The following is a 14,776-nucleotide window of genomic DNA, read 5'->3' on the forward strand; positions in this document are numbered from 1 at the left end:
TCATACCCCGCCACCCGGCAGAGATCTGCGTCCCCGGACCTTCAGCAGCCGCCGGCCGCTGGTGATCGACCTGCCGAAATCGCTTTGCACGGCAAGAAGCGCCGGCGTCAGCAGGATGACAAGCAGCAGGCCGACACCCAGTCCGTAGGCAAGCGTGACCACCGTCGGCAGCAGGAACTGGGCCTGCCGACTGGTTTCGAACAGCAGCGGAGCAAGTCCGAAAACCGTCGTCGCGGTCGTCAGTATAACCGCCCGCAGCCGGTCGCAGACGCCGTTGACCAGGGCTTCGCGGAACGGATGATCCTTCGCGTATTCGTCGATGGTCGTGACCAGCACGATGCTGTCGTTGATGATGATCCCCGCCATGCCGATGAACCCGACCACCGAGAACATCGACAGCGGTATGCCATGCAGGTAGTGGCCCCAGATCATGCCGACGCAGCCGAAGGGAATGACGATCATGATCGTCAGCGGCCGCGTCCAGGATTCGAAGATCCAGCAGAGCGTCAGATAGATGCCGGCCAGACAGAGTGCGAAACCGATCATCGCATCGGACAGGAACGACTTTTCCTGTTCCGCAAGACCAGCCATTTCGCTTTCGACATCGAATTCCGCCGCAAGCTGCGGCAGGAACTCGGCCTGCAGCAACTCCGTCACCCGTGCCGCCGCCTCCGGATCGTCCTCCGACACGTCACCGGTCACCTGCAAGGTGCGCAGGCCGTCGCTGCGCCGCACGGACGCAAACCCGTAGGAGCTGTCCACCTGAACAACTTCGCTCAGGGAAACATAGGTCCCGGCCTCCGTCCTAACCCGGGTCGTGTAGAGGAAGGAGGAATCCGCTTCCTCGTCCGGTATCAGCACTTTCACCGTCGCCGTGCGCCGGCCGACCGGGAATTCCGCGACTTCAATACCCTCCAGCCGATTGCGCAGGATACGGGCAACGTCGTCGGTCGAAAAACCGAGCGCTTCGCCGCGCGGGGTAAGCGTCAGGCTCAGTTCCGGTTTGTCATAGGCAAGCGTGTCCTCGAGCGCGCTGACACCTTGCAGTGGTTCAAGCGCCTGTTTGAGGCTTTCCGCCGCCGCCTTCAGGCCTTCGGTGGACGTCCCGTACAATCTGACATCGATCGCATCGCCGCCCGGGCCGGAGCGTTCACCGCGCAGGGCAAGTGTTTCCAGCAGCGGCGGCTGGCGGATTTCCGCGCGCCAGTCCCCGATGAACTTGAACGCCGAATACGGTCTCAGGTCCGGGTCGAGAAGTTCGATGGATATCCCGCCAAGCTGGTCGATATCCTTGGTATCGGCGCCGCTGAGCCCGCGTCCGGCGGTTGCCCCGACCGTGGAAAGCGCGAAGATGACCGGCTCGCTGCCGTATTCCCCGGCGTAGCGCGTGTTGACCACATCCAGCGCCCGTTCCATCTCTGCGATCATCGCCTTGGTATCGTCGCGCTTCGCCCCCGGCATCATGGCAATGCTCGCGGAGACCACGGCACGCTCCGGCGCATTGAAGAAGCGCCAGCGCACCGAACCGTCGAAGAACAGCGAGACGGACAGGGCGAGGATCATTACGGCAAATCCGATTACCGGATATCTCACCGTGACGATCCAGCCGATGAAGCGGCGGAACAGGGTTTCGCGGAACCAGACAAAACCACGGTTGAAGAGCCTGTTCGGCATGTCGTACCAGCGCGGCTTTTTGCTTGCCGAGAGGGCATGGTTCATATGCGCAGGCAGGATCAGAAAGGATTCGACCAGACTGGCGATCAGCACCACGGCAACAGTGAAGGGTATGTCGGCCACCAGGCTCCCGAACCGGCCCGTTATGGCCATCAGCCCGACGAAGGCGATGAGAGTGGTGATCGAGGCGCTGAACACAGGCGCCGTCATCCTCCGCGCGGCCAGGCTGGCGGCCTCTTCGGGCGAATATCCACGCCTGTGCAGGAAATCCGCGTGCTCCCCGACCACGATGGCGTCATCGACGACGATGCCGAGACAGATGATCAGTGCGAAGACCGAGATCATGTTCAGCGTCAGCCCGAAGGCATACATGAGGCCGATGGTGGCCGCCATCGCCACCGGAATGCCGGCCGCGACCCAAAATGCCGTGCGCGCGGACAGGAAGAGGAAAAGGAAAAGCAGCACCAGAGCGAGCCCGAACAGCCCGTTTTCGACGAGAATATCCAGCCGGTCGATAATCGCCTGCGACCTTGTATTGGTCATCTGGACAATGACGCCTTCGGGCAGCGTGCGCTGGAAATCGGCCGTGATCGTCTCCACCGCTCTCTGGATCTCGATCGTGTCTCCCTGGGCGCTGCGGCTGACCCGCAGCAGGACGGCGGGCATGCCCTTGTGATAATAGGCCCGCCCGCTTTCCACGCCCTCCGTAAGGATGTCGGCGACGGCGCGCAGCCGCAGCTTTTCTCCCTGGGATGGCGCCTTCAGGACGATTTCGCCGAGGTCCTGTTCGGATCGCCGGGTCTGACCCGTGCGCAGCCGCGCACCGCTGCCGCTCACGTCGCCCGCGGGCGTGGTCTCCATTTCCGCCGAGACGGTTTCGGCGATTTCCTCAAGGGTCAGCTCGTGCCGCACGAGCATGCTTTCGCCGACATTGACCCGGATGATCGGGTCGGCGAGCCCCCTGATCTCCACCCGGGTCACGCCCTGGCGGAACAGCACGGTCTGCAGGTCTTCAGCGAAGCGGGCCAGTTGATCGATGTCCACGGGCCCGTAAACGACCACATCGGTCACCCGGTCGCTGTAGACGCTGCGGCTGACGACGGGCTCTTCTATGCCGTCCGGCAGGCTCGAGCGCGCAAGGTCGACGGCGGCTTTCACCTCGTCGGTCGCCTGCCCCATATCCCAGCCGTCTTCGAATTCAAGTTCGATGCTCGCCTTGCCTTCGCGGGCGATGGACGTGGCTTCGTCAACACCGTTGATCGCCAGAAGCGGCGGCCCGAGAATTTCGACGATGGCCCGGTCCATGTCCTCCGGCCCCGCGCCCGGCCAGCTGACATCGACGTCCACTTCCTCGCGAACGAAATCGGGAAAGAACTGCGTCCTGATCTGCGTGCCGGCGGCAATACCGCTGAGCAGCATGATCGCAAGCAGAAGGTTGGCCGCCGTCCGGTGACGCACCATGTAGTCCAGCAATGACGCGAATTGCGATCCGCCAGGAGAACGCATGTCAGGACACTCCTATCATGGCATCAGGAAACCAGGACCATCAGCCCCTGTTCCCGAGCCGCTGTTCCAACCGGTCAATCAGATCTTTCGGCACCATCGGCTGGTTCAGCGTTGCAAGCAGCCGGGCCTTGCGGTTTTCAGGCATGTCGGAGCTGTTGAGCTGTTCTATCAGCGCCGCCCGCCGCTCCGGCTCAAGCGCGACCAGGTCGCCGCGTGCGCCATCATCCCCCGCGTCGGATACCCGCGCCGTATCGGGATCGTCCGCTGCCGGAGTGGGGTCCTCCTCACCAACGCGGCGCGGCGTCACCTTGAGGCCCGTGCCGAGCTGCGGCAGCCGTTCGCGGACATAATCCGCGCCGAAAGGCACATCTGTCAAAACAACCTCATTACCCATCCGGCGCAGCACGGTTGTACGGATTTCCCGGATTCGCTCGCCGTCGCCGACAATCAGCAGGCGGCCGTCTTCCGTCACCGCGGCAGAGGGAACGACGGCAACACCGGCAAGTTCCGGTTCCTGCACCTCCACCTTGACGAAGTCGCCTGGGCGCAGCGCTGTTCCAGGGTCCAGTTCGAGGGTCGCGAACAGGGTCCGCCCCGCCTCTCCCTCCGACACCACCGCCGCCGCCCGGTCGATATGACCGGCAACCTCAAGCGACCGGACGCCGAGCTGCAAAGTCACGATCACAGGTGCCTTGATGAGATTGCCGCTGTCATCCAGAAGCCTGGAAAATTCGCTGGTCGACAGGGAGAACTTCACTTCCAGGGCGGCCGGATCTATCAACAGGGCAAGGGTCTCCGACTGATTGACACGCCGGCCGAGTGTGGCGTTGACTTCGGATAAATTGCCGCTGAAGGGCGCCGTCAGCGCGGTTTCGTTCAATACGCGACGCGCCTCGCCCAGTGCAAATTGCGCACGTTTGACCGTCAGGTCCATGCGCTCGACCCGCTTGCGGGCCGTGATCACCGATTGCAGTCGGTTGCTGAGCGACTGTTCCAGCGAGGCAACGCCAAGTTCCTCTGTCTCGACCTGGACAGCGGTCGAATAGCCCTTTTCCTTGAGCTGCTGCTGGCGATCCAAAGACTGCCGTCGGAGGACCAGCTGCCGGCGGGCCGCTTCCAGTTCCTGCTCGGCGCCGACAATCGCTTCCTCGGCTTCCGTCTTCTGAGCCTCCGCATCCGCAAGCGCTGCCTCCGCATCCAGAACCAGAAATTCGGCATTCGCCGGATCGATCCTGAGCAGCAACTCGCCCTCCGCAACGGCTGCGCCGTCCCGGAATTTGCGCGCCACATCGACCAGAAGACCCTCGGTGCTGGCCCGCAACTCCAGCGACCGCCAGCTCACGATCTCTCCATAGGCGGTGGTGACAGGCGATAGTGTTGCGGGGGAAAGTTCAGCGACATTCACCGAATAGCTGCGTTCGCGCGCGGGCCGCTGGCGGACGGTGTCCTCCGCCGTCGTCGCAGTGTACAGCCGGTAGGCGCCAATGCCGGCGAAACCGATCATCACCGCCATCAAGGCCAGACCCAGCAGTCCACGCATCAAGAACCGCATTCACCTCTCCAACTGAAACCACTGTCAATATAGGGCACTGCAACATCGCGTCACGTTGTGACGTCATGTTTATCACGCTTCCTGGGCGAAATTCTGAAAAGCATGTAACCACTTGTAACAAAAAACCCGGCACCTTTCGGTGCCGGGCCGATTTCTTCAGAAAGGCTCGACGGTCAGAATTTGTAGCCCAGACCGAGGCGCACCTGGGACGTGCTCAGGTCCGAACTGACGGCTGTACCGTTCAGATTGAAATCCTGTTCACCGAAATCCTGATACACATATTCGAGCTTGGCGCTCAGGTTGTTGGTGATCGCGGCCTCGCCGCCGGCACCCAGCGTCCAGCCGAGAGCCGTCTTGCTGTCGCTGTCGCCGTTTCCGGAAACTTCAAGATCGGCAAGAGCCAGACCGCCGGCACCATAGACCAGGTAGCGGTCGAAGCTGTAACCCAGCCGCGCCCTGATGTTGGAGTTCCAGTCGGACTTGGACTGGACAGTCAGGCCGTTGCTGGTCTTGTTCTCTTCCAGGTCCGTGAGGCTGAAATCGGCTTCCGCACCGACGACCACATTCGGCGTTACCTGAAAATTGTAGCCGGTATAAAGACCACCGGCGACGCCGTTCGCATCGGTATCCAGACCGGCGTTGCCGCCTGCGCGGTTGTCGAACTGTCCAAAGGCCCAGCCGAGATTGCCACCGACATAAAGACCGGTCCAGTCGATGGACTGCTGTGGGGATGGTACCGCCTCATAGACCGGTGCCGGCGATTGCGCCAGGTCTGCGGCCCAAACAGGCGCGATCCCCGCCGTCAGTGCCAAACTTGCAAGTGCAAGACGTTTCATCACAGATACTCCAGATCCACATTACCAAACTGAGTTGACCGAAACACATCGGCCAATAACGAGCAGGAGGGCAGCTCTGCCGCATCCTCACACTCCCCACTCTGCAGATATGGGGAGCCTTTGTGGCGGATCAGGATTGAGATTTGGGAGTTTTGATGACAAATGACGGCGACATTCTGGCACGATGAAAAATAGCTTAAGGCGATTGCAATTTGCGAAACCGGCCGGAAGAAATTGCCACATCGATGCGTATAAAGATCCTTGCCCCCGGCTTTCCCCATACCAATCTATTGCGTATAAGGCGCTCAACCCGTTTGGCGCTCCCTCCCGCAGCCGCCTCACACCAAACCCGTACCGGAATTCCTAAATGCTCTTTGACTATGTAAGCCTCGCAGGCGGATTGGTTGTTCTGATTATCGCCGGTGATGTCTTGGTCAGAGGCTCTGTGGGGATCGCGCAGCGACTGGGAATTCCGAATCTTGTCATCGGCCTGACCATCGTCGCCTTCGGCACTTCGGCTCCGGAACTGGTGATTTCCCTCAAGGCGGCTCTGGAAGGCGCGAGCGGTATCGCGATCGGCAATGTCGTAGGTTCAAATATAGCCAATGTTCTTCTGGTCCTCGGCCTTCCCGCCATGATCGCGGCAACGCCGTGTGGCGAGAACGGCGCAACCCGCAACGCGGTCTTCATGGTCGCGGTGACCATGGTGTTCATCGCCCTGTGTTTCTTCACGCCCATCGGGCTGCCTGCGGGTCTGGTTCTGCTGGCGCTTCTCGGCGGCTTTCTGACCGCCTCGACAATGACCGCCCGCAAACACCGCAAGGAACAGAAGGCCATTGCCACTGCCGCCGCGGGCGCCGCCGTAGCAGATGCGGAGCTGGATACTTCCGATGTCCTGGAAGATGTCGAGGATGTTCCGGACTCAATCTGGATCGCGCTTGCCTATGTTCTCCTCGGCCTTGTCGGCCTGCCCCTCGGCGCGCATTTCACCATCACGGGCGCAACGTCGATCGCGTCCGCCTGGGGGGTGAGCGAAGCCGTGATCGGCCTGACCGTCATCGCCCTCGGCACGTCGCTGCCGGAACTTGCGACAACCGTCATGGCAGCCATCCGCCAGCACGGCGCGGTGGCAATCGGCAACGTCATCGGCTCCAATATCTTCAATCTGCTGGCGATCATCGGCATCACGGCTGTCGTCGTCCCGATAGACGTGCCCGCCGAAGTGTTGAAATTCGACGTCTGGGTGATGCTCGCCTGCGCGCTGCTGCTGACCGCGTTTGCCGGATTCAGGATCTGCCTCAACAAGATCTCCGGTCTGGTGATGACGGTTGCCTACGTCCTTTACCTGGCGACCGTTTATTTTCTTGGACATGTCAGCTGACCTGGCTCCAACCGCGGCCGCCTCTTTCCCAAATGGCTTTCCGCGCTTAAATGTCAGACATGCAGGAACCGTCTGATTCTCAAAATCCGGCAGAAAGCCCGGCCACCGAAGATAGCCCACCCGTAAAAAAGGGCGTCGAGGTGATCGCCAACGAGGTGAAACGCCTGCCCAACGGCCCCGGCGTTTACCGAATGCTGGATGACAAGGGCGAAGTCCTTTATGTCGGCAAGGCACGCAGCCTGAAAAAGCGGGTCATCAGCTATACGCGGCTGCAGGGCCAGTCGAACCGCATCATGCGCATGATCATGGCGACGGCCGCGATGGAATTCGTCGTCACAAGAACGGAACCGGAAGCCCTGCTTCTGGAAGCCAACCTGATCAAGCGCCTGCGCCCGCGCTTCAACGTTCTGCTGCGGGACGACAAGTCCTTTCCCTATATTCTGGTGACCGGCGACCACGAGGCGCCCGCAATCGTCAAGCACCGCGGCGCTCGCAAGCGCAAGGGCGAGTATTTCGGCCCCTTCGCCTCCGCCGGAGCGGTCGACCGCACGATCAACGCCTTGCAGAAGGCCTTCCTGATCCGCACCTGCTCCGACAGCTACTACGAGAACCGCACCCGTCCCTGCCTGCAGTATCAGATCAAGCGCTGCTCGGCTCCCTGCACTGGGGAAATCGGCCCGGAGGACTATGCGGGCCTGGTCTCGGAGGCCAAGGCCTTCCTGTCCGGCCGCAGCCAGCTGATCAAGACCCAGCTTGCCAAACAGATGGAAGCCGCCTCCGCCGATCTTGAATTCGAGCGCGCCGCGATCTACCGCGACCGCCTCTCGGCGCTTTCCCATGTTCAGGCCCATCAGGGCATCAATCCCCAGACGGTGGAGGAAGCAGACGTCTTTGCCATCCATCAGGACGGCGGTCAGACCTGTGTTCAGGTGTTCTTCTTTCGCACCGGCCAGAACTGGGGCAACCGGGCCTATTTCCCCAAGGCCGACAAATCCTTCGAGGAAGCCGACATTCTGGAGAGTTTTCTCGCCCAGTTCTATGACGACAAGCCGGCCCCGAAACAGATCCTCCTGTCCCACGAACTTGCCGAACAGAGGCTGCTCGCCGAAGCCCTGAGCGAACGCTCGGGCAGAAAAATCGAGGTCGCGAAACCCAAGCGGGGCGAAAAGAAAGAACTTGTCGACCACGCCCTGACAAATGCGCGCGAGGCGCTCGGCCGGCGTCTTGCCGAAACCTCCAGCCAGGCGCGGCTCCTCAAGGGCGTCGCGGAAGCCTTCGGTCTTGAGGTCGTGCCGCGCCGCATCGAGGTCTATGACAATTCCCATATCATGGGAACCAACGCCGTCGGCGGCATGATCGTCGCGGGCATGGAAGGCTTCACCAAGGGCCAGTACCGCAAGTTCAACATCAAGTCCGAGGACCTCGTTCCCGGCGATGACTACGGCATGATGCGCGAGGTTCTGAGCCGCCGCTTTTCCCGCCTGCTCAAGGAACACGTCCGGGAAAAACCACCTGCCGCCGAAGACGCCGCCCAGCAGGAAGATCAGGACGACGCGGAGACGACTTCCGCGACAAGTGACATGCCGGCCTGGCCGGACCTGCTTCTGATCGACGGCGGACAGGGACAATTGACCGCCGCCCGCGAGACGCTGGAAAGCCTCGGCATCACCGATGTGCCCCTTGTCGGCATCGCCAAGGGACCCGACCGCGATGCGGGCCGGGAGAAGTTCTTCATGCCCGGTCGCCAGTCCTTCATGCTTCCGGAACGCGATCCGGTGCTCTATTTCGTCCAGCGCTTGCGCGACGAGGCGCACCGCTTTGCCATCGGCAGCCACCGCGCCCGCCGCAAGAAAGACATTACCAGGAACCCGCTGGATGAGATTGCCGGCGTTGGTCCGACACGCAAGAAGGCCCTTTTGCGCCATTTCGGCACTGCCAAGGCCGTATCCAAGGCTGGCGTCGACGATCTGGCCTCCGTACCGGGCATTTCCGAAGCCATCGCCAAACTGGTCTACGACCATTTCCACGAGTAGATAGTCCAGCCTGCTTCACCGGCGACGGACGGCAGGACCCCGATAGCGCAAGCCCACACCAACCGGACACGATCGGTTCAAGATGTTCAAAAACAATTCGAAGTCGAGATCATTGTTCGGATCGCTGCTTTCGCTCATCGGCTGGTGCGGTTGCCTCGGCGCCCTTACAGTCTGCGCGCTCGGGCTCGCCAACTTCGCCGCTCCCGATGTCTGGCTTGCCGACAACATGAGCTTTTTCCTGAGACAGTTTCTCGCAGCCGGATTGCTGGGGTGTGTGGGAGGCGCGCTGGGTTTTTTCGTGCGGCACCGGTTCGCCCTCCTTTATAGAACAGTCTGGTTTCTGGCCGTCCTGGCGCTCGTCACTCTGGCAGGACTGACCGGCGCCCGCACATTGGAAAATACGGTCGAACCTGCCCCGCTCCAGGCCGGAAGCCTCCCCTTGAAGGTCATCTCGATCAATATCGAGCACCTGTTCCTGGGTGACAGGACTCTGCAGGCCTTTCTCGAAAAGGAAGAGCCCGACGTTGTTGTCCTTCAGGAGACCCTTTGGGGACTGCAGGAACGGCGTTGGCAGCGCCTCGGCCTGCCCGTTGGCAGCGCGGGCGAACACGGCTTTCCGCAATATCTGACAGTCGGTGAGCTGGGTGGCCTTGTCGTCTATTCCCGCTTTCCTGTCCGGCAGAAAATGTCGACCGTCGTCGAGGGCGATCTGCCCTCCGGCGCCGATGTCTTTTACAACGCCGACCGGGAACTGCTGTCGCTCACGCTGGAGACAGATGCCGGGCCGCTGCATCTGCTAGCCCTCCATCCGGACAGTCCGCGCACGGAATCCCGTTGGCACAACAAGCGCCGCTATTTTGACGCGGCCGACGGGATCATCGACGATCTGAAAGCTGAAAAGGACGGCCCGGTCCTGGCCATCGGCGACTGGAACAGCTCGCCCTGGTCCTCACGATTTCAGCAGGTCCTGACGGAAAACGATCTGAAAACCGCCTATCCGGGCCGCTGGCCGCAAACGACACGGTTTTTCTTCGACTACCGCCTGCACTGGATTCTGGGCGCTCCTGTCGACCAGTTTGCGGTTTTCGGTGACCTGCAGGTGATCAGCGTATCGACCGGCCCCGATATCGGATCTGACCATCTGCCGTTGATTGTCGAGTTTGGCCTTGCAAGGCACGGCGGAAATTGATCGATTGCCTGTGACTTCAACCTGAGGCTGTTTGAGGCAGGGAACCCGAATGGGAACACTGCAGCCTCCTCAACCGATTCCTTTTCAGAACGCATGGCCAAGCTTTATTTCAACTACTCCTCGATGAATGCCGGCAAATCGACGTCACTTTTGCAGGCCGCCTATAACTACCAGGAGCGGGGCATGAACGCGCTTCTGCTCATTGCGGCGTTCGATGATCGCGCCGGCAAGGGCAGGATCGCCTCACGGATCGGACTCTCCGCCGACGCCGAGATATTCTCCTCCGCAGACGATGTTCTCAAACATGTGTCAAAGGCCCATGAGACCAGTCCTGTCGATGCCGTGCTGGTCGATGAAGCCCAGTTCCTGACCGCCGAACAGGTCTGGCAGCTGGCGCAGGTCGCCGACCGGCTCCGTATTCCGGTCATGTGTTTCGGTCTGCGCACCGATTTCCAGGGCAGGCTCTTTCCCGGCAGCGCCGCTCTGCTGGCCATCGCCGACAATCTGAAGGAAATCAAGTCCATCTGCTGGTGCGGTCGCAAGGCCACCATGACTGCCCGGCTGGGCAGCGACGGCAAGATTCTCGAAGAAGGCGATCAGGTGGTTATCGGCGGCAACGAAACTTACGTCTCCCTGTGCCGCAATCACTGGACGCGGCGGAAACTCGGCTAGGCCGAACCCTGCTCGTCCACGCGCACCGCGCTGTGTTCCGAAAATCACGTCTTCGGAAAGCTTCTGTCTATTCCCGGATGATGCTCTCGGTCGCCGCCAGCAAGGCTGCGCATTCTTCGCTCGTGCCGATGGAAATCCTCAGGTGGTTTCCAATGCGCTCCCTGGCGAAATGCCGGACCAGAATACCGCGCGCGCGCAGATCCCCGAGCAGCTTTTCTGCGGGAACTGTCTCATGGGACGCGAACAGAAAATTCGCCATGGACGGCAGAACATCGAACCCCTGTTCCTGAAGAGCCGTCGCCATCCTGTCCCTGTCCGCCATGACGAGATGCCGGGTCCTGTCGAACCATTCCCGGTCCTTCCACGCGGCAACGGCGCCGGCAAGCGACAGGCGTCCGAGCGGATAGGAATTGAAGCTGTCCTTGACCCGCCGGAGCGCCTCGATCAGGTGCGGCTGCCCGATGGCAAAACCGACCCGCAGGCCGGCAAGGCTGCGGGACTTGGAAAAAGTCTGCACGACAAGCAGATTTTCAAAGTCCGGCACCAGCGACGCCGCACTCTCTGCCCCGAAATCCACATAGGCCTCATCGACGATCACGACGACTTCCGGGTTCTGCTGCAGGATTTGGACAATATCCTCAAGCGGCATGGCGATACCGGTCGGTGCGTTCGGATTGGCGATCACCACGCCTCCGCATGCGCGCTGATAGTCCCGCGGGTCGCACCGGAGCGCTGCATCGAGCGGAAGCTTCTCGGCCTGTATCGAATAGAGCTCGCAGTAGGTCCTGTAAAAACTGTAGGTGATGTCCGGGAAGACAATTGCATCCTTGCCGGTGAAGAAGGCGTTGAACGCCTGCGCCAGAACCTCGTCGGAGCCGTTGCCGGCATGAATGTGATCCACGTCCAAGGACAAAGTTGCAGCGATTGCCTCACGCAGCTCCGCGGCAACAGGATCCGGATAAAGCCTAAGCTCATCTCCGGTCGCTGCGCGAATGGCCTCCAGCGCCTTCGGCGACGGACCATAGGGGTTCTCGTTGGTATTGAGCTTGATGACCGTCCTTTGCCCGGGTTGCTCACCGGGCGTATAAGGCGTCAGTTTTTCGACGATCGGACTCCAGAACCTGCTCATGTTTGCTGACCTTGCGGGATAGGGACGCCACTTGATACCGGCCCGCACCGTCCCGATCACGCGCTTTTTTCCTGAAGCGTGTCACGTTTTATGCGCGGTCGGCTAAAATCCGGCCGCGAAGCGGCCCGCGGAAGCCAGGAAAATGCCGGGTTGGTCCCACCTGAACCTGATCAAGGCATTGGAAAAACAAGCAATCTTTTTACCCCGCCGGAATGTGTTAGATTTCCCGGCGGTATTTTACGCAAGAAACATCCGTCACTCGCATGCAAGTTGAGAGTTCGGGTTTATAGGGAAGGTTGGGGACACCACATGATCAAGGAATTTCGCGACTTTATCGCCAAGGGCAACGTTATGGACCTTGCCGTCGGCATTATCATCGGTGCGGCTTTTACGGCAATTGTCTCAAGCCTGGTCTCGGATCTCATCAATCCGGTCATCGGGCTTGTGCTCGGCGGGATCGACTTCACGTCGATGTATATCGTCCTGTCCGGGGACGTGCCTGCCGGTTCCAGTCTTGAGGCCGCTCGGGAAAGCGGCGCAGCAGTCTTCGCCTACGGGGCGTTTCTCACGGCATGCATCAATTTCCTGATCATCGCCTACGTTGTGTTCATGCTCGTGAAAGCAGTCAACAAGGTCAAGGCGGCGGCGGAAAAGCCGGACGATGTGGAGCCTGAAGTCGAAACCGGCCCGTCGGAACTGGATGTCCTGATCGACATCCGCAATCAGCTTCGCGGCGGCTCCGGCCCCGCACAGTAACGCGGCGAAGGACCGGTGCGGCGACAATGCCGCCCAGTAACGTGACAAAGGACCGGTGCGGCGACAATGCCGCACCGGAGCGCTGCGGGCGAGCACATTCCCGCCCCGCCTTTGCAACTCTTGCCTTGAAGCTCCGCGCTCGCCCCCGTAAAAGGGGCAAACGGATCAGCAATGGGTGACAGAATGCTCGGCAAGATGTTCAAATCGCTCTTCGGCTCGTCAGGCGAAGGCAAAACAGCCGCCTCGAAGAGCACGACGGTCGTATATGACGAATTCCGGATCATCGCGGAACCCCAGCTTTCAAACGGTCAATGGCTGGTGGCCGGACGGATCGAAAAGCAGGTCGGTGATACTCTGAAGACCCACATCTTCATCCGTGCCGACACCCTGCCAGACGAGCAGGGTGCGACCAACGAAATGATCCGCAAGGCAAAAATGATGATCGACCAGCTGGGCGATGGCATATTCGATTGACCTGGTACACATGGGTGCACGCGTAATACCGCCGCGTGGAAGTCTTTACGGGCAATGTTCTGCAGCCCGGGCCATCTGGGCTCCGGCACTCCTGCCTGAAATCCGAAAGCCGACATGAAACGCAATATTGTACTCAGCCTGCCGAACCTTCTGACCTATGGGCGCATTTTGGCGGTTCCCGCCGTGACCGCCTGTTTCTATTTCGAAGGCAACACACCGCGCTGGATCGCCCTCGGCATATTCATACTTGCCGCCGTGACTGACTTTTTCGACGGCTATCTCGCGCGCGCCTGGCAGCAGCAGTCCGCCCTGGGACGTATGCTGGACCCGATCGCCGACAAGCTGCTGGTCTCGGTCTGCCTGCTGGTGCTGGCCGGCGACGGCACTATCGGCGGCTGGTCGATGATCGCCGCGATCATCATCCTGTGCCGCGAAATCCTGGTCTCCGGACTGAGGGAGTTTCTGGCCGAACTCCAGGTCAGCGTCCCGGTCACCAAGCTGGCAAAATGGAAGACCACCGTCCAGTTGATTGCTGTTGCTTTCCTGTTGGCGGGGCCTGCGGGAGACACCGTTCTTCCGGGCACCACCCTGGCCGGCCTCACCGCCCTCTGGCTTGCCGCCATACTCACGCTTTATACGGGATACGACTATTTCCGCGCCGGGATCGGCCACCTCATCAAGGAATAGGGTTCCGGACAGCAGGAGCAGGATCGACCCTGGAAGACCCGGTTGGCCGGCCTCTCGGCGAGCCGGTCAGCCGGACTTCCCCTATCGGATAAGTCAAGTTAAGCTCGCCCTGCTCCGGTTTGCGCACTTCGGCGCCGGCCGGCACATTATCGAGGCTCTCATGAACATTCGTTATTTCGCCTGGGTCCGTGAACGGGTCGGCGTCGAAGAAGAAACGATTGAGGTTCCCGGAGGTGTGAAAACCGTCGCGGACCTGATTTCGCATCTGAAAACGCTGGACGGTAACCACGCGGCCGCCTTTGAGGAGGAAGACGCGATCCGGGTGGCGCTTGACCAGTTGCACGTGGAAGCTGACACCGATCTCGGCGACGCAAGAGAGGTCGCCTTTTTCCCACCGATGACGGGTGGCTGAGGCATGCAGGTTCAACCGCTTGTAAGAGTTCAGGCAGCAGATTTCGACGTCGCGGCGGAAACGCAGCGTCTCACCACCGGCCGCAAGGATGTCGGAGCGCTGGTAACCTTCACGGGCCTCTGCCGCGACGAGGCAGGGACGCTGGAGGCGCTGGAGCTGGAACATTACCCCGGCATGGCGGAAGCAGAACTGACACGCATTGCCGTAGAGGCTGCCGGTCGCTGGCCCCTCACCGGATTGAGCGTCATTCACCGCTTCGGAAAGATCGCGCCGGGCGAGAACATCGTTCTGGTCGTCGCCGCTTCGGCGCATCGGCGCGCGGCCTTCGAGGCAGCCGACTTTCTCATGGACTTCCTGAAAACCAGAGCCCCCTTCTGGAAAAAGGAGCACCTCGTATCGGGTGCCGGCGGCACCTGGGTGGATACCAAAGCAGGCGATGAGAAGGACGCCGCGCGATGGTCTTCCTCCTGAACCA

General features: G+C 61.0%; 13 protein-coding genes. 9 read left to right on the plus strand and 4 right to left on the minus strand.

Annotation, left to right across the window (positions count from 1 at the left end):
- From Q1B40_RS13205 to Q1B40_RS13215, 3 genes are all read right to left on the minus strand, one after another.
- Complete coding sequence (locus Q1B40_RS13205; RefSeq protein ID WP_299815196.1) at positions 1-3,180, minus strand: efflux RND transporter permease subunit; 3,180 nt, start codon at positions 3,178-3,180, stop codon at positions 1-3.
- Between the two features lie 40 nt (positions 3,181-3,220).
- Positions 3,221-4,732: an HlyD family efflux transporter periplasmic adaptor subunit gene (locus Q1B40_RS13210; RefSeq protein WP_299815199.1), complete on the minus strand. Its 1,512-nt coding sequence runs from the start codon at positions 4,730-4,732 to the stop codon at positions 3,221-3,223.
- Between the two features lie 173 nt (positions 4,733-4,905).
- Complete coding sequence (locus Q1B40_RS13215; protein WP_299815202.1) at positions 4,906-5,568, minus strand: outer membrane protein; 663 nt, start codon at positions 5,566-5,568, stop codon at positions 4,906-4,908.
- Positions 5,569-5,935: 367 nt separating this feature from the next.
- Here Q1B40_RS13215 and Q1B40_RS13220 point away from each other — a divergent pair, with 367 nt between their 5' ends.
- The 4 genes from Q1B40_RS13220 to Q1B40_RS13235 all read left to right on the plus strand — a co-directional run bounded on the left by Q1B40_RS13220 (position 5,936) and on the right by Q1B40_RS13235 (position 10,843).
- Complete coding sequence (locus tag Q1B40_RS13220; RefSeq protein ID WP_299815205.1) at positions 5,936-6,949, plus strand: calcium/sodium antiporter; 1,014 nt, start codon at positions 5,936-5,938, stop codon at positions 6,947-6,949.
- A 59-nt stretch (positions 6,950-7,008) separates the two neighbouring features.
- Positions 7,009-8,982, plus strand: a complete 1,974-nt coding sequence (uvrC, locus tag Q1B40_RS13225; RefSeq protein ID WP_299815208.1) for an excinuclease ABC subunit UvrC — start codon at positions 7,009-7,011, stop codon at positions 8,980-8,982.
- Between the two features lie 82 nt (positions 8,983-9,064).
- Complete coding sequence (locus Q1B40_RS13230; RefSeq protein ID WP_299815211.1) at positions 9,065-10,171, plus strand: endonuclease/exonuclease/phosphatase family protein; 1,107 nt, start codon at positions 9,065-9,067, stop codon at positions 10,169-10,171.
- Positions 10,172-10,264: 93 nt separating this feature from the next.
- Positions 10,265-10,843: a thymidine kinase gene (locus tag Q1B40_RS13235; RefSeq protein WP_299815214.1), complete on the plus strand. Its 579-nt coding sequence runs from the start codon at positions 10,265-10,267 to the stop codon at positions 10,841-10,843.
- A 67-nt stretch (positions 10,844-10,910) separates the two neighbouring features.
- Here Q1B40_RS13235 and hisC read toward each other — a convergent pair whose 3' ends face one another.
- Positions 10,911-11,972, minus strand: a complete 1,062-nt coding sequence (hisC, locus tag Q1B40_RS13240; protein WP_299815217.1) for a histidinol-phosphate transaminase — start codon at positions 11,970-11,972, stop codon at positions 10,911-10,913.
- Positions 11,973-12,281: 309 nt separating this feature from the next.
- Between hisC and mscL the strand changes: the two genes are divergently transcribed.
- From mscL to Q1B40_RS13265, 5 genes are all read left to right on the plus strand, one after another.
- Complete coding sequence (gene mscL / locus Q1B40_RS13245; protein WP_299815221.1) at positions 12,282-12,728, plus strand: large conductance mechanosensitive channel protein MscL; 447 nt, start codon at positions 12,282-12,284, stop codon at positions 12,726-12,728.
- Positions 12,729-12,899: 171 nt separating this feature from the next.
- Entirely contained in the window at positions 12,900-13,202 is a 303-nt protein-coding gene (locus Q1B40_RS13250; RefSeq protein ID WP_299815224.1) for an HlyU family transcriptional regulator, read from the plus strand.
- A 114-nt stretch (positions 13,203-13,316) separates the two neighbouring features.
- On the plus strand, positions 13,317-13,889 hold the full coding sequence (pgsA, locus tag Q1B40_RS13255; protein WP_299815227.1) for a CDP-diacylglycerol--glycerol-3-phosphate 3-phosphatidyltransferase: 573 nt from the start codon (positions 13,317-13,319) through the stop codon (positions 13,887-13,889).
- A gap of 160 nt (positions 13,890-14,049) precedes the next feature.
- The gene (gene moaD / locus Q1B40_RS13260) at positions 14,050-14,301 is read left to right on the plus strand and encodes a molybdopterin converting factor subunit 1 (RefSeq protein WP_299815230.1); all 252 of its coding nucleotides are present in this window, start codon (positions 14,050-14,052) and stop codon (positions 14,299-14,301) included.
- A gap of 3 nt (positions 14,302-14,304) precedes the next feature.
- Positions 14,305-14,772 (plus strand): molybdenum cofactor biosynthesis protein MoaE, encoded by a 468-nt coding sequence (locus Q1B40_RS13265; protein WP_299815233.1) that lies wholly within the window; start codon positions 14,305-14,307, stop codon positions 14,770-14,772.
- Positions 14,773-14,776 lie beyond the last annotated feature (4 nt).

Origin of the sequence: uncultured Roseibium sp., from assembly GCF_947496995.1 — a bacterium.
Taxonomy (GTDB): Bacteria; Pseudomonadota; Alphaproteobacteria; order Rhizobiales; family Stappiaceae; genus Roseibium.